Source organism: Paraburkholderia sp. J67, assembly GCF_905220265.1.
Classification (GTDB): Bacteria; Pseudomonadota; Gammaproteobacteria; order Burkholderiales; family Burkholderiaceae; genus Paraburkholderia.
The window spans coordinates 14,689-31,464 of sequence record NZ_CAJMZK010000046.1; the positions used below are offsets into that span (position 1 = coordinate 14,689).

A 16,776-nucleotide genomic window follows, 5' to 3' on the forward strand; every position below is an offset into this window, starting at 1 on the left:
ACCGCGACGCTGGGCGCACCCGGTCGCTACTGGCTCACGGTCTGGTACGAAACAATCAGTTTTTCGAACGCGGCCCACGTATGGTCGACCGCGTCCGGCAGATGCAGGAAGCGGCCATCATGATGCAGGCCGAGTGTCACGCTATACAGTTCGAACAGCATCAGCGCGGGATCGGTGTCACGGCGCAGATGCCCTTCTTCAATCGCCTGCGAAATGGCTCGCAGCAGTGCCGCACGCCACATCGTCACGCTCGCCACCAGTTGCTCGCGCACCTGGCTTTCCGCGCGGTCGTCGTACTCGACCGCGCCGCTGATGTAAATGCAGCCGGTCGTGACTTCGTGAATGCGCTTCTCGAACCATCGCGACAGCATCGCACGCAGACGTGGCAAACCGCGAGGTTCGCGCAAGCTCGGAAAGAAGACTTCTTCCTCGAATCGGCGGTGGTACTCGCGCACCACCTCGACCTGCAGGTCCTCGCGCGAACCGAAGTGCGCGAAGACGCCGCTCTTGCTCATCTGCATGCGCTCGGCGAGCAAGCCGATGGTGAGACCTTCCAGTCCGTCCCGGCTCGCGAGGTCGAGTGCTGCATCCAGAATGGCGGCTCGTGTCTGTTCGCCTTTACGCATAGCTTTATTTACCGTGACGATGTGGCCGTGATGTTGGCTTGATCTGCTTGCATCTCGGCCTGAATTAAATCGAACGGCCGTACTATTGTTGAGGACAGCCGTCCGCGAAACAAGGACTTTATTAGAAACCGATTTCTAACCGGTACTCTAATTTTCAGGGATCGTACGGCGCGCACAAGCGAACATTTCTCGATTGCACGCCGGGCGCTTCATGTGGCAGGCGCGGGGCTTGTGGCCGGGCGCTGCGTAGTGGCGTTCGCGCTAGTCGTACCCACCCACGGTGAGCAATTTCATGGCGGCGCGATAGGTGTTCCACGCGAGCCAGTTCACGGCGCGCACGTGCCACGGACGGGCTTCGTAGCGCGCACGGTCGATCCGCGGGGATTCATCGAAAGCGCTCAGGATCTCGTCGCGCAGTTGCTGGATCTGCGGATGCAGCACGAGCAGCACGTTGGCCTCGTTGTTGAGCACGAGGCTCAACGCATCGAGATTCGACGAGCCGACCGTGCCCCACGAGCAATCCACCACCGCCACCTTGCCGTGCAACATGGTCTTCTCGTACTCCGCAATCTCCACACCCGCGCTCAGCAACTGGTGATAGAGAAACGGCGTGCCGTAGTCGAGCAGCTTGAACTCTTTTCGTCCGATCAAAAGCTTGACGGTCACGCCGCGCGCGGCCGCTTCCACGAGCGCGCGGCGTAGCCTGCGGCCCGGCATGAAATACGGATTGGCGAGCAGCACTTCCTTGCGCGCCTCGCCGATGGCGTCGAGGTAAGCCTTTTCGATGGCGCGCCGGTTCACGACGTTGTCGCGCGCGACAAAGGCCACACAGGGCACGCGTGCCGCGCGCGGATCGGGCACGCCTGCGCGCAGACGAGCGCGCAGCCGCGCGATGATGCGCTGCGCGCCTCCCGTGCGCACGACAGGCGCCAACTCGCGCAACACCTCGTTGACGGCCTTGGCGGGCTGCATCACCGTATGCCCGGTCGGGTGCGGCGCGAGAAATCCCGAGCTTGCGGGCACGCCTGGCGAGAGCGCGACCGGGCCGCCGGACGAACCCGTGCCCTTGAGCGGCGGACGATGGCCAAGCCGAATACGCCGCCATTGCATCTCGATCGCCTCGCGCACATCCACGACCACGGGCCCAGCCAGTTCAACCGCGAAATCCCAGCGCGCGAACGGCAGCGGCTTGCCATCGTTCTCCATGTCGTCGACCACGTTGATGCCGCCGCAATAGGCAAACTGATCGTCGATCACGGCGAGCTTGCGATGTGTGCGCGAGAAGCCGAAGCGCCCGAAGATGTGCGGGTTGTAGACGCGATGTTCGATGCCCGCGGCTGGCCAGGCATCGAACATCGCTTGATGCGGGCTGCCGATGCCATCGGTGATGACGCGCACGCGCACGCCACGGCGCGCCGCGCGCAGCAGCGCCTCGGAGACGGCCTGCCCCATCGCGTCACTGCAAAAGATATAGGTTTCGAGCGCGATATCGCGCTGCGCGGCGTCGATGCGTTCGATCATCGCCGCAAAGAGCCCGTTGCCCGAGTGGAACAGGCGAACGTCGTTGCCGCTCGTGAAGCGATAGCGCGAACGATAGCGCCGGCCAAGCAGCGCCTCGCGCAGCCGCATGACGCGGCGCGGCTCGAGGTCCGTCTCGGGATCGGCGCGGGTATCGCTCACTCACGCTCTCCGGCTAGACGCGCGGGCAGTTGCAGGATCGCCTCGCGGTTGGACGACGAGAAGCACTTCGCCGCTGCTTCCTCGAAAGGCAGCCAGAGATACGCGGTGTGTTCGCGCGGCGCGAGCGTGACGGGCGTACCAGCGGGTACTTCGAGGCTGAACCAGTGCTCCGTGTTGCGCGTGACGCCTGGCGCGTAGCGGTGACGCCAGACCGGATAGATCTCGTACTCGATCTCGTGCTGCCAGTCGCGCAGCGCCTGCGGCGGCACGCCGTCGGCGCCCACGACGATGCCGGTCTCCTCCGCCACCTCGCGCACAGCGGTTTCCAGAAACGGCTCGTCGAGCCGGTCCTTCGAGCCCGTGACCGACTGCCAGAAACCGGCGCGGTCGGCGCGCTCGATGATCAACACCTCGAGCTGCGGCGTATGGATGACGACGAGTACGGATTCCGGGATCTTCGACGGCTTCTGCATGGCGAGGGAACGAGTGGAGACGCCGTGCTCAATGCGACGGTCTTGTCAGGAATTTAACGCAAAAAGCGAAAAAGGCGCACGATGCGCCTTTTTCGTTGTTGCCGTGCAAGACGACGCGCCGGGGCGCGCCATCTGCCGCAGACGCTTACTGCGCCGCTTTCTGCTCGGGCTGACGCAGACGGATGTGCAGTTCCTTCAGCTGGCGCTCATCGACCGGGCTCGGCGCCTGCGTGAGCAGATCCTGCGCACGTTGCGTCTTCGGGAACGCGATCACGTCGCGGATCGAGTCGGCGCCGGCCATCATCGTGACGATGCGGTCCAGACCGAATGCGATACCGCCGTGCGGCGGCGCGCCGTATTGCAGCGCGTCCAGCAGGAAGCCGAACTTCGCACGAGCTTCTTCCGCATTGATCTTGAGCGCGCGGAACACCTTGCTCTGCACTTCTTCCTGATAGATACGGACCGAACCGCCGCCGATTTCCCAGCCGTTCAGCACCATGTCGTAGGCCTTCGCGAGGCAGCGAGCCGGATCCGTTTCCAGGTATTCCAGGTGCTCGTCCTTCGGGCTCGTGAACGGGTGGTGCGCGGCCACGAAGCGGTTTTCTTCCTCGTCGTATTCGAACATCGGGAAGTCGACCACCCACAGCGGCTTCCAGCCCTTCTCGACCAGACCCGTGCTCTTGCCGAACTCCGAATGGCCGATCTTCAGGCGCAGTGCGCCCAGGCTGTCGTTCACGACCTTCGCGCGGTCGGCTGCGAAGAAAATGATGTCGCCGTCTTGCGCGCCGGTGCGCTCGAGGATCGCGGCGATCGACGCGTCGTGCAGGTTCTTGACGATCGGGCTTTGCAGACCGTCACGGCCCTTCGCGACTTCGTTGACCTTGATCCAGGCGAGGCCCTTCGCGCCGTAGATGCGCACGAATTCCGTGTAGCCGTCGATGTCGCCGCGCGAGAGTTCGCCGCCCTTCGGCACGCGCAGCGCTGCAACGCGGCCGTCCTTGCTGTTGGCCGGCGTGCTGAACACCTTGAAGTCCACGTCCTTGACGACATCCGTCAGTTCCGTGAATTCGAGCTTCACGCGCAGGTCGGGCTTGTCCGAACCGAAGCGGCTCATGGCTTCCGAGTACGGCATGACCGGGAACTTGGCGTCGAGCTCGACATCCATCGTTTCCTTGAACACGTGACGTGCCATGTCTTCGAACAGGTCACGAATTTCCTGTTCGCCGAGGAACGACGTTTCGCAGTCGATCTGCGTGAATTCGGGCTGACGGTCAGCGCGCAGGTCTTCGTCGCGGAAGCACTTGACGATCTGGTAGTAGCGATCGAAGTTCGCCACCATCAAGAGCTGCTTGAAGAGCTGCGGCGACTGCGGCAGCGCGAAGAACTGGCCTGCGTTGACGCGCGACGGCACGAGGTAGTCGCGTGCGCCTTCCGGGGTGCTCTTGGTGAGCATCGGCGTTTCGATGTCGATGAAGCCGAGTGCGTCGAGATACTTGCGCACGGCCATCGTCACGCGATAGCGCAGACGCAGGTTGTGCTGCATCTGCGGACGGCGCAGGTCGAGCACGCGATGCGTGAGGCGCGTGGTTTCCGAGAGGTTGTCGTCGTCGAGCTGGAACGGCGGCGTGACCGACGCGTTCAGCACCACGAGTTCGTGGCACAGCACTTCGATCTTGCCGCTCGTCAGGTTGGCGTTGACCGTGCCTTCCGGACGATTGCGAACGACGCCCTTCACCTGGACGCAGAATTCGTTGCGCACGCCTTCGGCGATCTTGAACATCTCCGCGCGATCCGGATCGCAGACGACCTGGACGAGGCCTTCGCGGTCGCGCAGGTCGATGAAGATGACGCCGCCGTGGTCGCGGCGGCGTTGCACCCAACCGCACAGCGAAATGTTTTGGCCCAGCAGCTGTTCGGTCACCAGACCGCAGTATTCAGATCTCATCGACATGATGTTCGTCTTTCGTTATGCGTAAATTAAACGGGAAGCCCGCGCGCGTTTGGCACCCGACGCGGCATCCGGTATTTAAAGCGGGGGATCGATGGGGCGTCGCGGGGTCGCGGCTGGCGCGACGACGCCCATCGAAACAATATACTTGAGCGCGGCATCGACCGTCATGTCGAGTTCGACGACTTCGCTCTTCGGCACCATCAGGAAAAAGCCCGAGGTGGGATTGGGCGTGGTCGGCACATACACGCTCACGTGATCTTCCTGCAGATGGTTCACCACGTCGCCGCCCGGAATGCCGGTGAGGAACGCGATGGTCCATGAACCCTTGCGCGGATACTCGATCAGGAGTGCCTTGCGAAAGGCATTGCCGTTGCTGGAAAGCAGTGTATCGGAAACCTGCTGGATGCTTCCATACAGCGGACCGATGATCGGGATGCGGCGCACCAGCGCATTCCACCACTCCACCAGCTTCTGGCCGATGAAATTGTGGGTGAGCAGGCCCACCACGAAGATGAACGCCAGCGTGAGCACCGCGCCAAGGCCCGGCAGGTGCACCGACGGCCGCCACGACTCCGGCAGCAGCAACAGCGTCTGGTCCATCGTGCCGATGACGAGATTCAGGACCCACAGCGTGAGGGCCAACGGCACCAGCACCAGCAGGCCGGTCAGGAATACCGATTTGAAAGTCGCTTTCTTGATCGTCATGTACACGCCATCCAGGCCGCGCGGAGCGCGGCGCTTGCGCGGCCTGGTGCCGGAAAACCGGAACCGGGCCGCAGGGTTTCAGGTCGAGCCTGCCGTGCTCGCGCCGGCAGACGCTGCCGGTGCGCTCGCGGGTGCTGCTGCGGCGGGCGCGCTCTCGGCGGCTGCAGGCTTGGACTCGGACGATGCGCCGTCGGTCTTCGCGCCTGCCGCTGCGCTCGTGCCGTTACCGCCGCCGCTATTGCCGCCGCGGAAATCGGTGACGTACCAGCCCGAGCCCTTGAGCTGGAAGCCGGCAGCGGTGACCTGCTTGCGAAATGCGTCCGCACCGCAGCTCGGGCACTGCGTCAGGGGCGCATCGCTGATCTTCTGCAGGGCGTCCTTTTCGAAGCCGCACGACTCGCAGCGATAAGCGTAGATCGGCATGATCTCTTTCCTGATGAAACGGGTGAAAGTCGGGGATGAAAGCCTGACAAATGCTTGCAAAGCCTTGAATTATAGCCGCAAACATTTCCCTGGCCCGGGATTTGCCAGGCCGGGGTGAACGCAAGGCACTCGCGCGTAGTTGGGGACGGCTTGTGCCCGATCAAGAGTTGGCGTGTGCTTTCAGACGCCTGGCGCGGCCGGCGCGTCGTTGCGCTGCCACGTGAGCCAGCGTTCGCGGCCCAGAAACACAGGCAACGAACCTTCCACGGGCTCATCGGCGATCAGGTTGAAATACGGCGTGAGCAAGGCGTCGAGCTCCGCGCGCGCGATGCCGAACGGCGGCCCTTTGGGCGTCTCGCCGATAAAGTAATAGCCCGCGAGCAGCGCGCCCGGCGCGAGCAGCTCCGCCATGCGGCGCGCGTAGTCCGCGCGTTGCGCCTTGGGCAGCGCGCAGAGGAACGCACGCTCGAAAATCCATGCCGGAGTGAAAGGCGGCGCGTAAGTGTAGAAGTCGGCTTCCTCGACCACGTTCGCGTGGTCGCCCAGCACCTTGCGCGCCCGCTCGACCGCCGATGGCGCGAAATCGATGGCGCGCACCGTGCGGCCGCGTTCGGCCAGCCAGCGTGCTTCCCAGGCGTTGCCGCAGCCGGGAATCAGCACGGCGGCGTCGTGATGAGCGGCGGCGAACGCTTCGAAGGCCGGCAGCACGCCCGCCTGATCCCACGGCGTGAAACCGCGCTCGAAACGCTCGTCCCAGAACGCGGGTGCGGCCGGATCGCGGGTATCGAATTCGGGCGCGCTGGCCGGCGGTTGGCCCGGCTGCGCGGGAAGGGTCGGGTCGCTCATCGTCTCACTCCTTGTCCTTATCCGTGTGCGCGTGGCGCGCGCGCCGATCGCTCTCAGCCGCCGTATCCGTAAGCCAGTGTGAGCCACATTCGCGCCGCGACCATGCCCACGCCCACCGCTACGCCGAACACCACGAGACCCTGCAGGATCCGGTTGGTGCGGCGTTGTTCAGCGAGGATCTGGCGGATCGTCTCGTCGTTGGCGAGATGCGTGGCGTCCTGGCGGTGCAGCAGCACTTGATGAATGAGGCGCGGCAACTGCGGCAGCGTCTTGCTCCACTGCGGCGCCTCGATCTTGAAGCGCTCGTACCAGCCGCGCAAGCCGATCTGCTCGGTCATCCAGCGCTCCAGATACGGCTTGGCCGTCTTCCAGAGATCGAGTTCGGGATCGAGCGAGCGCCCGAGCCCTTCCACGTTGAGCATGGTCTTCTGCAACAGCACGAGCTGCGGCTGGATTTCCACGTTGAAGCGGCGCGAGGTCTGGAACAGGCGCAGCAGCACCTGGCCGAGCGAAATGTCCTTGAGCGCGCGATCGAAGTACGGCTCGCAGACGGCGCGGATCGCGCTTTCCAGTTCCTCGACGCGCGTGGTGGCCGGCACCCAGCCCGACTCGATGTGCAGCGTTGCGACACGGTGATAGTCGCGCTTGAAGAAGGCGAGAAAGTTCTGCGCGAGATAGTTCTTGTCGAAATCCGACAGCGCCCCGACGATGCCGAAATCGAGCGCGATATAGCGCCCGAAATGCGCGGGATCGAGGCTCACCTGGATGTTGCCGGGGTGCATGTCGGCGTGAAAGAAACCGTCGCGGAACACCTGCGTAAAGAAGATTTCCACGCCTTCGCGCGCAAGCTTCGGAATATCGACGCCCGCCGCGCGCAGCCGGTCCACCTGGCTGATCGGCACGCCTACCATGCGTTCCATCACCAACACGTTGGCCGTGCTGAATTCCCAGTACATCTCGGGCACGAGCAGCAGATCGAGACCCGCGAAATTGCGGCGCAGCTGGCTGCCGTTCGCGGCCTCGCGCATCAGGTCGAGTTCGTCGTGCAGATATTTGTCGAATTCGGCGACCACCTCGCGCGGCTTCAGGCGCTTGCCGTCGGCCCACAGGCGTTCGGCCCACACGGCGATGTCGCGCAGCAGCAGCAGATCCGAATCGATCACGGGCCGCATGTTCGGGCGCAGCACCTTCACGGCCACGGCCTTGCCCGCATGCTGGCCGGACTTGACCTTGGCGAAGTGCACCTGTGCGATCGAGGCGCTCGCCACCGGTACGCGCTCGAAATCGTCGAACAGCGTGTCGACCGGCGCGCCCAACGATTTTTCGATGATGTCGATGGCCACCTGCGATTCGAACGGCGGCACCTGGTCCTGGAGCTTGGCGAGTTCGTTGGCGATATCGAGCGGCAGCAGGTCGCGACGCGTCGAGAGCACCTGACCGAACTTCACGAAAATGGGGCCCAGGCTTTCGAGCGCGAGCCGCAGGCGCACGCCCGGCGGCTGGTCGAATTTGCGGCCAATAGTGGTGATACGCAGCAGCAGTCTGACGCGTCGGTCATTGATCCGGCTCAACATCATTTCGTCGAGACCGAAGCGGATGACCGTAAAAACAATCTTCAGGAAACGCAGAAAACGCATGTCTTAATTGCCTTGTAGCGGGCTCGGGCCGCGTGAAACCGGGGTCGAGTCCCTGCCCACGCCGCTCGCTTGTGATTTTTGTTCAAGGCGCTCGATGCGCTTTTCGACGCGCGCCAGCGCATCGCGCGCGCGGGACAGCTCCACGTTGAAGCTGTCGAGCTCGGCGTGCCGCACGAGCTGCGGATTTTCGTCGAGCAGATATTCGGTGACTGAGCCGAGTACGTTGCGTCCCGTGCGCAGCGCCTGTTCGTGCGCGGCGCGCGCGAAGGACGCAATGCGTGAGGCCGGCGCGTCGCCCACCAGCTTCGCGAGATCTTCCTCGGGCTCCCAGCGCAGGTGCTCGGCAAGCTTGCCGATGATCTGCGCGAACTCGGCATCGCCCTCGATCTTCACGTGCTTCATGACGGCGGACTGACCGCCCTGCACGTACGAGGAGAGCGCGCCGGCGGGCAGCGAGAGCGCGACGTCCGCATTCCCGGCATCGTTTTCGTCGACTGCCGCGAGGTAACCGTCGGGTTGCACGAGCAGCGTGAGCACGACGGGCGGACAGGACAGACGCGCCGTCTTGCCGGCGTAGGGAGCGAGTCGATTGCGGGCCCACGATTCGCGGGCGAGCAAGTGATTGACAGCAGCGGCGAAGGGCTTGGCGGCGAGAGTCATCGGCATGAAATAAAAAAACCCGCGCGGGCATCAAGCTCGCGCGGGTTCCTATTGTAGCGTTCGAGGCCGCAGGCCGCGCCGCACCGCGGCGCTCGTCAGTTCTGCAGGGCGGCGCTCGTCAGTTTTGCACCGCTGCGCTCGTCAGTTCATCGGTGCCCTATCCGCGTACTAACGCCTCAATGCGGTTCGACCTGCTGGATACCCGCGAGCAGCCAACCCTCACCCGAGTTGCGCGACTTCGACAGATTCCAGATCTCGACGAACGGTGCTGCGGCCGCGCCCGCCTCTTCGCGGATCAGGCCGGAGAAGCGCACGCTCGCGAGGTACTCGTTGCCGCGCTCCTCGACCGCGAGCAGGTCGGCGTTGAGCTGCACGACGTCGGTCTGGTTCGACTGCGTGCCGCGGCCCGCGAGATCCACACGGACTTCGGCGAACATCTCGGGCGTGGTGAATTCGCGGATGTCCTCGATATTGCCCACGTCCCACGCGGCCTGCAGACGCACGAAGTACACCTTGGCGTTGCGCAGGAAAGCTTCGGTGTCGAAGCCGGCCGGCACGTCAGGCACGGTGTTGATCTGCGGCGTGGTGAGCGGCTGCGCTTCGGGCGCGAGATACTGGCCCGTGGGCGGCGCCGTGTAGCGCGGCTCCTGCGGCTGATAGCCGCCGACCTGGCTCATGCCCATGCCACCCGCCCCGCCCGCCTGATACGCAGGCTGCGCGCCACGGCGGCGATTCATGAACTTGCGGATCAGCCAGATCGCAACGAACGCGAGCAGTGCGATCACGATCATGTTGGCCATCATGCCGGCGAACGCTTCACCCAGACCAAAGTGCGACAGCAGCGCCGCGATGCCCAGACCCGCCGCGAGACCCGCGATAGGCCCGAGCCAGCGGTTACGCGCCGGAGCAGGCGTGGGTGCTGGCGTAGGTGCAGCCGGTTGAGCGCGCTGTGCGCCAGCCTGCTGCGTGGGGCTCGGCTGGGCCGGCGGCGGCGTGGTGCTGCGCTGCGAAGCCACCGACGACTGACGGCCGAAGCTGCGCCCGCCGCCCATGCGTCTGGCTTCCGCGTCGAGCGAAGCCAGGCTGCCCGCCACGATCGCGCCGATCACAGCGAACGTGCCGATCCGCCTCGCCCAAGACACCGAAAGCTTTCTGGAAGCAATGTTACGAGTCTCGGGCATGGCGAAATTTCCTTTAAAGACAGAGAGTTGGGAGCACTAGTACTTTGTGCCGACGTGTAAGGCTACCACGCCAGCTGACAAATTGTAATATTTGACGGCTTCGAGCCCAACTTGTTCCATCATCGTCTTCAATGTTTCCTGGTCCGGATGCATGCGGATCGACTCCGCGAGGTACTGGTAGCTGTCCGCGTCCTGGGCGAAACGCTTGCCCAGCCACGGCAGCACCTTGAACGAATAGACGTCGTACGCCTTCTTGAGCGGCTCCCAGACCTTGGAGAATTCGAGCACCATCACGCGGCCGCCCGGCTTGATCACGCGGCGCATCTCGGCCAGCGCGCGATCCTTGTGGGTCATGTTGCGCAGGCCGAAAGCCACCGTCACCACGTCGAAGTAGTTATCCGGAAAGGGAATCTTCTCGGCGTCGCAGAGCAGCGCAGGCGTAATCACGCCATGATCGATGAGCCGGTCGCGGCCCACGCGCAGCATCGACTCGTTGATGTCGGTGTGCCAGACCTCACCGGTCGGGCCCGCCTTCTTCGCGAACGCCATCGACAGATCGCCCGTGCCGCCCGCGATATCGAGCACCTTCGCGCCCGGCCGGATGTTGGCCTGGGCGATCGTGAACGCCTTCCAGGCGCGGTGCATCCCGCCCGACATCAGATCGTTCATCAGGTCGTAGTTCGAGGCGACCGAGTGGAACACGCCGGCCACCTTCTTCGCCTTGTCCTGTTCGTCGACTGTCTGATAGCCGAAGTGGGTTTTGCTCATCGCGCTCGTCCTTTCGCGGGTCTTGAGCCGGATCGTGTCCGGATCTTTTTGATGGAGTGCGCCGCGCCCCTCGCGCGGCGGGCTGGATCGTAACAGGAAGCGTCAGTGGCAGTGGCCGTGACCGGCACCGCCTGGCTGCGCGGCCATCGGCGCGTCGCGCTCAACGCCCGCCGCCTTGAGCTTCCCGAAATATTCGGCCCAGAGTTCGTCCTGGCGCGTCGCCAGCTCGTAGAGCTGGTCCCAGGAGTAGATACCGGTGTTGTGACCGTCGGAGAAGGTCGGTTGCAGTGCGTAGTGGCCGACACCCTCGAGCGCCGTGATCGTCACCTCACGCTTGCCGGTCTGCAGCGTCTCCTGGCCGGGCCCGTGGCCGCGCACCTCGGCCGAGGGCGAATAGACGCGCATCAGTTCGAACGGAATACGATAACTCTCGCCGCTCGCATATTGCAGTTCAAGCACGCGCGACAGCGCGTGCACCACAACGCCGGTTGGCACCGGCGTATCGGATTTCAATCCACTCATGATCGTCCCTGTTCGATCGTCGCGATGTTCGGCCGCGCAGTGACGCACGGGCACGCGTATGTACGCATGGGCATGCTCGTATCGAAGCATCGACCCAATCGCCCGCTCATGTGCGCACGCTCAATCCTGCGCCTGCCCCGCTTGTCCAGCCTGCTCCATCTCCTGACGCACCGCCTCGCGCAACAGCGTGGCCTGCGCCCGGCGTTGCCCGAGCATCGCTTCCGACACCGTGCGCTGCCGCGGCGACCACACCGACATCGGAAAATGCGCGTCGTTGGTGAAGCGCGGAATCACGTGCCAGTGCACATGCGGCACCTGATTGCCGAGACTCGCGAGATTCACCTTCGACGGCTGCATGATGCGGCGCAGCGCGCGCTCGACCACATAGACGGCGCGCATAAGATGTTCCCGATCCGCAGCGTCGAGATCCGAGAACTCGGCGACATGCGTATTCCAGATCACGCGGCAAAAGCCGGGATAGTCGACTTCGGCGGTCGCGAGAACGACGCGCAGGCGCTCGTCCTCCCACAGCACGTCTCCGCCTTCCTCATTACAGAATACGCATCCCATCGTTGTCCTCGAACCCGTGTTACGGAAAATTTGGCGGTGCCATTAAACCAGCACGCGCTCGATTCCGCCATTGTTCGCGTGGCTCACGTAGTCGGCCATCCAGTTCTCGCCAAGCACGTGGCGGGCAATTTCCACCACGATGTAGTCGGCTTCGATGTTGGCGTCTTCGTTGTACCGCGACAGACCCTGGAGGCAGGACGGGCACGACGTCAGAATCTTGACGTCCTGCGTCGTTCCCTGGCCGCCCGCTTCCTGCTGCGTGGCCGGTTGCACCGCGGTCTCGCCGCTCACACCAGAAGCGACGATCGGGATATTGCGCAACTTCGCCGCGCCCTTGCGGAGTTCCTCTTCCTTACGGAAGCGCACCTGCGTCGAAATGTCCGGACGCGTGACCGCGAGCGTGCCCGACTCGCCGCAGCAACGATCGTTCTTCTCGATCTTGTAGCCGTCCTTTTCCGCGCCCATCAGTTCATTGACGAGCTTGACCGGATCGATCGTCTTGATCGGCGTGTGGCACGGGTCGTGATACATGTAGCGCGTACCGCTCACGCCATCGAGCTTGATGCCCTTTTCCAGCAGGAATTCGTGGATGTCGATGATGCGGCATCCCGGGAAAATCTTGTCGAATTCATAACCCGCAAGCTGGTCGTAGCACGTGCCGCACGACACCACGACGGTCTTGATGTCGAGGTAGTTGAGCGTGTTCGCCATGCGGTGGAACAGCACGCGGTTGTCGGTGACGATCTTCTCGGCCTTGTCGAACTGGCCCGAGCCGCGCTGCGGATAACCGCAGCACAGATAGCCCGGCGGCAGCACGGTTTGCACGCCCGCTTCCCACAACATCGCCTGGGTCGCGAGACCAACCTGCGAGAACAGACGCTCCGAGCCGCAGCCCGGGAAGTAGAACACCGCTTCCGAATCCACGCTCGTGGTCTTCGGGTTGCGGATGATCGGCACGATCTTGTTGTCCTCGATGTCGAGCAGCGCGCGCGCCGTCTTCTTCGGCAGGTTGCCCGGCATCTTCTTGTTGACGAAGTGGATCACCTGCTCGACCACGGCCGGCTTGCCCGTGGATGCGGGCGGATGCGCCGTCTGCTTCTTCACGAACTTCTTCAGCACATCGTTGCCGAGGCGCTGCGCCTTGTAGCCCACGCCCATCATCGCGGTACGCGCGAGGTTGATGGTCTGCGGGTTGGTGGCGTTGAGGAAGAACATGCCCGCCGCGTTGCCCGCGTTGAACTTCTTCTTGCCCATCTTGCGCAGCAGGTTGCGCATGTTCATCGTCACGTCGCCGAAGTCGATCTTGACCGGGCAAGGCGTCACGCACTTGTGGCAGACCGTGCAGTGGTCGGCCACGTCGTTGAACTCGTCCCAATGCTTGATCGACACGCCACGGCGCGTCTGCTCTTCGTACAGGAACGCCTCGACCAGCAGCGAGGTCGCGAGAATCTTGTTGCGCGGGCTGTACAGCAGGTTCGCGCGCGGCACGTGCGTGGCGCACACCGGCTTGCACTTGCCGCAGCGCAGGCAGTCCTTGACCGACTCGGCGATCGCGCCAATGTCGGACTGCTGCATGATCAGCGATTCGTAGCCCATCAGGCCAAACGACGGCGTGTAGGCGTTGCGCAGGTCGGCGCCTTCGAGCAGCTTGCCCTTGTTGAAGCGGCCTTCCGGATCGACACGTTGCTTGTAGGCGCGGAATTCGGCGATCTCGTCTTCGGTGAGGAATTCGAGCTTCGTGATGCCGATGCCGTGCTCGCCCGAGATCACGCCGTCGAGCGAACGCGCGAGCTTCATGATGCGCGCCACCGCGTGGTGCGCGTCCTGCAGCATCTCGTAGTTGTCCGAGTTGACCGGCAGGTTGGTGTGCACGTTGCCGTCGCCGGCGTGCATGTGGAGAGCGACGAACACGCGCCCGCGCAGCACCTTCTTGTGGATCGCCTGGGCTTCGTCGAGGATCGGCTTGAACGCGCCGCCGTTGAAGATCTGGCGCAGTTCGGCGCGGATTTCCTGCTTCCACGAGATGCGCACCGTGCGGTCCTGCGTCACGTCGAAAACAGTCGCACCCGGCTGCGCGTCGACGCGGTCGGCGAACTTTTCCGCCAGCGCTTCGTAGCCCACTTGCAGCAGCGAGTGCTGTGCCTCGGCGAGCGGCATGTCGAGTTTGTCGCCCACGAAGGTCCAGCGCTCGCGCACGCGCTTGAGCAGGTCGAGCGCCTGTTGAACGCGGTCTTCGAGCAGTTCCGCCGAAGGGATTTCGTTGGCGTCGTCGGTCTTGCCGAGCGGAAGCTTGCCTTCCTTGAAGAACGCTTCGAGCGCGTCGACCAGTTGCAGCTTGTTCTTGATCGACAGCTCGATGTTGATGCGCTCGATGCCGTCCGTGTACTCGCCCATACGATTGAGCGGGATCACGACGTCTTCGTTGATCTTGAACGCGTTGGTGTGCTTGGCGATCGCGGCCGTGCGGCTACGGTCGAGCCAGAAGCGCTTGCGCGCCTCGGCGGAGACGGCCACGAAGCCCTCGCCGCTCTTGCCGTTGGCCATGCGGATGACTTCCGAGGTGGCCGTGGCCACCGCATCGGCATCGTCACCGACGATGTCGCCGATCAGCACCATCTTCGGAAACGCGTTGCGCTTGCTCTTGGTCGCGTAACCCACGGCGCGCAGATAGCGCTCGTCCAGATGCTCCAGACCCGCGAGAATCGCGCCGCCCTGCTTCGAGGTTTCGAACAGGTAGTCCTTGATTTCGACGATGCTCGGGATCGCCTCGCGCGCCTGGCCGAAGAACTCAAGACAGACCGTGCGCGTATGCGCAGGCATCTTGTGCAGCACCCAGCGCGCGGACGTGATGAGCCCGTCGCAGCCTTCCTTCTGGATGCCCGGCAAACCGGCGAGGAACTTGTCCGTCACGTCCTTGCCCAGACCTTCCTTACGGAACACGCGACCCGCGATGTCGAGCGACTCCGTGCGCAGCAGCTTCTCGCCCGGCGCGTGCTCGCCGTCGAACCACTTGAGCTCGAAACGCGCGACTTCGATGTCGTGGATCTTGCCCATGTTGTGGTCGAGGCGCGTGACTTCGAGCCAGTTGCCCTGCGGATCGACCATGCGCCACCAGGCGAGATTGTCGAGCGCCGTGCCCCACAGCACGGCCTTCTTGCCGCCTGCGTTCATCGCGACGTTGCCGCCGATGCACGAAGCGTCGAGCGAGGTCGGATCGACCGCGAACACGAAGCCTGCCGCATCGGCCGCTTCGGTCACGCGGCGCGTGACGACGCCCGCGCCCGAGAAGATCGTCGCGACCTTGCGGTCCACGCCGGGCAGATCGGTCATCTCGACCGGGCCGAGCTGTTCCAGCTTTTCGGTGTTGATGACGGCCGAGAACGGCGTGAGCGGCACCGCGCCGCCGGTGTAGCCCGTGCCGCCTCCACGCGGGATGACGGTCAGACCGAGTTCGAAACAGGCCTTGATGAGGCCAGCGATTTCGGCTTCGGTGTCGGGCGTGAGGACCACGAACGGATATTCGACGCGCCAGTCGGTGGCGTCGGTCACGTGCGAAACACGCGCGATGCCGTCGAAGCGGATGTTGTCCTTCTGCGTGCGCTTGCCGAGCACCTTGGTGGCGCGGCGGCGCAGGTCGGCCATCTTCTCGAATTCGGCGGCGAAGGCGTCGATGGCGCGGCGGGCCGCGGCAATCAGCGTCTCCACGCGCGCGGCGCGCTCCACGCCCTCCTGGTCGTTGTGCTCGACGAGGTCGGCACGGCGACGCTTTTCGATTTCGGCGATGCGGTGGTTCAGCGCCTCGATCAGCAGCGCGCGGCGCTTCGGGTTGTCGAGCAGATCGTCCTGCAGATACGGATTGCGGCGCACGACCCAGATGTCGCCGAGCACTTCGTAGAGCATGCGAGCCGAGCGGCCGGTGCGGCGTTCGGCGCGCAGTTCGGCCAGCGCGTCCCAGGCCTGTTCGCCTAGCAGGCGAATGACGATTTCGCGATCCGAAAAGGACGTGTAGTTGTACGGAATCTCGCGCAGGCGCGGTTCGACGTCGGCGGCCACGGCGGCGGCAGCGCCGTGAGGATCGAAAACTTGAGGTGCGTTCATGGTTGGACGACTCTTTGAGCCAGTCCCGCTCAGTGGTTCGCTCGATGGGCAAGCGGCCTGCATGGCGGAAGCTGACGGGGCGCGTGGGGCGCTATTCTGAAATCGAGTCCGCCGGTGGCTCGCGGATGGCGTGCGGTGGCTGATGGCGGACGAAGGGGGTGGGGAAGCATGGCGGCAGCGCTCACGCCGATGGTTCCCCGGCGCTCGGACTTAGCGACACGATCGTGCGTGGCGGAGGTGCCGCTGCGCCGCGGGGCGGGTCTCGCGCCGTGCGGGCATCAAATGGGCTGTCCGAGGTTGCCAGTGCATCTTCCGATCCTTGTTTCAAAAAGCGATTTTAACGCATGATCCGCACGCGCGCTGACGGTGCGCGGGAACTGTGCGGACATATAACTTTCATTTTTTGTCTTTCCCGCGAAAATTGATTCGCCGTCCGGAAGGTCGGGCAATGGCGCGCATCGCGCGCCCGCCGTGGCGCACCGCCCCTTGGCGCACGCGCGCCGCCGCCCTGCCCTTGCAGCCAGCACGCCGTCCGTTGGCGCTATCATTTGCGTTTTCCCGTCTTTTTCCCGTCACACTGCCGCGCCCGGCGCGCCCCTTCGCATGGCCTCCCACGACGATTACCTCAAGAAAGTC

General features: G+C 64.2%; 15 protein-coding genes. All 15 read right to left on the minus strand.

What is annotated here, in order from left to right; translation table 11 throughout:
• Positions 1-26: 26 nt before the first annotated feature.
• Positions 27-626 carry a TetR/AcrR family transcriptional regulator gene (locus tag U5782_RS39915; RefSeq protein WP_322049372.1) on the minus strand — a complete coding sequence of 200 codons (600 nt, stop codon included), beginning with the start codon at positions 624-626 and terminating at the stop codon, positions 27-29.
• A 261-nt stretch (positions 627-887) separates the two neighbouring features.
• On the minus strand, positions 888-2,255 hold the full coding sequence (locus U5782_RS39920) for a phospholipase D-like domain-containing protein (protein ID WP_415914498.1): 1,368 nt from the start codon (positions 2,253-2,255) through the stop codon (positions 888-890).
• 47 nt (positions 2,256-2,302) lie between these two features.
• A complete protein-coding gene (gene nudB, locus U5782_RS39925; RefSeq protein ID WP_322049373.1) occupies positions 2,303-2,779 on the minus strand; it encodes a dihydroneopterin triphosphate diphosphatase in 477 nt (158 codons plus the stop codon).
• Between the two features lie 145 nt (positions 2,780-2,924).
• Positions 2,925-4,730, minus strand: coding sequence for an aspartate--tRNA ligase (gene aspS / locus U5782_RS39930; protein WP_322049374.1), 1,806 nt, complete (start codon positions 4,728-4,730; stop codon positions 2,925-2,927).
• Positions 4,731-4,805: 75 nt separating this feature from the next.
• Positions 4,806-5,435 carry a DUF502 domain-containing protein gene (locus U5782_RS39935; protein WP_322049375.1) on the minus strand — a complete coding sequence of 210 codons (630 nt, stop codon included), beginning with the start codon at positions 5,433-5,435 and terminating at the stop codon, positions 4,806-4,808.
• 78 nt (positions 5,436-5,513) lie between these two features.
• Complete coding sequence (locus tag U5782_RS39940; RefSeq protein WP_322049376.1) at positions 5,514-5,858, minus strand: FmdB family zinc ribbon protein; 345 nt, start codon at positions 5,856-5,858, stop codon at positions 5,514-5,516.
• Between the two features lie 180 nt (positions 5,859-6,038).
• Positions 6,039-6,704 (minus strand): methyltransferase domain-containing protein, encoded by a 666-nt coding sequence (locus U5782_RS39945; RefSeq protein WP_322049377.1) that lies wholly within the window; start codon positions 6,702-6,704, stop codon positions 6,039-6,041.
• Positions 6,705-6,757: 53 nt separating this feature from the next.
• The gene (ubiB, locus tag U5782_RS39950) at positions 6,758-8,341 is read right to left on the minus strand and encodes a ubiquinone biosynthesis regulatory protein kinase UbiB (RefSeq protein WP_322049378.1); all 1,584 of its coding nucleotides are present in this window, start codon (positions 8,339-8,341) and stop codon (positions 6,758-6,760) included.
• 3 nt (positions 8,342-8,344) lie between these two features.
• A complete protein-coding gene (locus U5782_RS39955; protein ID WP_322049386.1) occupies positions 8,345-9,001 on the minus strand; it encodes an SCP2 domain-containing protein in 657 nt (218 codons plus the stop codon).
• A gap of 176 nt (positions 9,002-9,177) precedes the next feature.
• Positions 9,178-10,182, minus strand: a complete 1,005-nt coding sequence (locus U5782_RS39960) for a Tim44 domain-containing protein (RefSeq protein ID WP_322049379.1) — start codon at positions 10,180-10,182, stop codon at positions 9,178-9,180.
• A gap of 36 nt (positions 10,183-10,218) precedes the next feature.
• Positions 10,219-10,950 carry a bifunctional demethylmenaquinone methyltransferase/2-methoxy-6-polyprenyl-1,4-benzoquinol methylase UbiE gene (gene ubiE, locus U5782_RS39965; RefSeq protein WP_322049380.1) on the minus strand — a complete coding sequence of 244 codons (732 nt, stop codon included), beginning with the start codon at positions 10,948-10,950 and terminating at the stop codon, positions 10,219-10,221.
• A 102-nt stretch (positions 10,951-11,052) separates the two neighbouring features.
• Positions 11,053-11,472: a DUF971 domain-containing protein gene (locus U5782_RS39970; protein ID WP_322049381.1), complete on the minus strand. Its 420-nt coding sequence runs from the start codon at positions 11,470-11,472 to the stop codon at positions 11,053-11,055.
• A 120-nt stretch (positions 11,473-11,592) separates the two neighbouring features.
• Entirely contained in the window at positions 11,593-12,042 is a 450-nt protein-coding gene (locus U5782_RS39975; protein ID WP_322049382.1) for an HIT family protein, read from the minus strand.
• A 42-nt stretch (positions 12,043-12,084) separates the two neighbouring features.
• On the minus strand, positions 12,085-16,140 hold the full coding sequence (locus U5782_RS39980) for an FAD/FMN-binding oxidoreductase (RefSeq protein ID WP_322049383.1): 4,056 nt from the start codon (positions 16,138-16,140) through the stop codon (positions 12,085-12,087).
• 396 nt (positions 16,141-16,536) lie between these two features.
• A partial coding sequence (locus tag U5782_RS39985; RefSeq protein ID WP_322049384.1) for a hypothetical protein occupies positions 16,537-16,776 on the minus strand: 240 nt, incomplete at its 5' end.

What these genes read in the sequence shown, in the direction of transcription:
- U5782_RS39915 (WP_322049372.1), bottom strand. Translation starts at nt 626, where the DNA reads ATGCGTAAAGGCGAACAGACACGAGCCGCCATTCTGGATGCAGCACTC.
- U5782_RS39920 (WP_415914498.1), bottom strand. Translation starts at nt 2,255, where the DNA reads ATGCGGCTGCGCGAGGCGCTGCTTGGCCGGCGCTATCGTTCGCGCTAT.
- nudB (WP_322049373.1), bottom strand. Translation starts at nt 2,779, where the DNA reads ATGCAGAAGCCGTCGAAGATCCCGGAATCCGTACTCGTCGTCATCCAT.
- aspS (WP_322049374.1), bottom strand. Translation starts at nt 4,730, where the DNA reads ATGTCGATGAGATCTGAATACTGCGGTCTGGTGACCGAACAGCTGCTG.
- U5782_RS39935 (WP_322049375.1), bottom strand. Translation starts at nt 5,435, where the DNA reads ATGACGATCAAGAAAGCGACTTTCAAATCGGTATTCCTGACCGGCCTG.
- U5782_RS39940 (WP_322049376.1), bottom strand. Translation starts at nt 5,858, where the DNA reads ATGCCGATCTACGCTTATCGCTGCGAGTCGTGCGGCTTCGAAAAGGAC.
- U5782_RS39945 (WP_322049377.1), bottom strand. Translation starts at nt 6,704, where the DNA reads ATGAGCGACCCGACCCTTCCCGCGCAGCCGGGCCAACCGCCGGCCAGC.
- ubiB (WP_322049378.1), bottom strand. Translation starts at nt 8,341, where the DNA reads ATGCGTTTTCTGCGTTTCCTGAAGATTGTTTTTACGGTCATCCGCTTC.
- U5782_RS39955 (WP_322049386.1), bottom strand. Translation starts at nt 9,001, where the DNA reads ATGACTCTCGCCGCCAAGCCCTTCGCCGCTGCTGTCAATCACTTGCTC.
- U5782_RS39960 (WP_322049379.1), bottom strand. Translation starts at nt 10,182, where the DNA reads ATGCCCGAGACTCGTAACATTGCTTCCAGAAAGCTTTCGGTGTCTTGG.
- ubiE (WP_322049380.1), bottom strand. Translation starts at nt 10,950, where the DNA reads ATGAGCAAAACCCACTTCGGCTATCAGACAGTCGACGAACAGGACAAG.
- U5782_RS39970 (WP_322049381.1), bottom strand. Translation starts at nt 11,472, where the DNA reads ATGAGTGGATTGAAATCCGATACGCCGGTGCCAACCGGCGTTGTGGTG.
- U5782_RS39975 (WP_322049382.1), bottom strand. Translation starts at nt 12,042, where the DNA reads ATGGGATGCGTATTCTGTAATGAGGAAGGCGGAGACGTGCTGTGGGAG.
- U5782_RS39980 (WP_322049383.1), bottom strand. Translation starts at nt 16,140, where the DNA reads ATGAACGCACCTCAAGTTTTCGATCCTCACGGCGCTGCCGCCGCCGTG.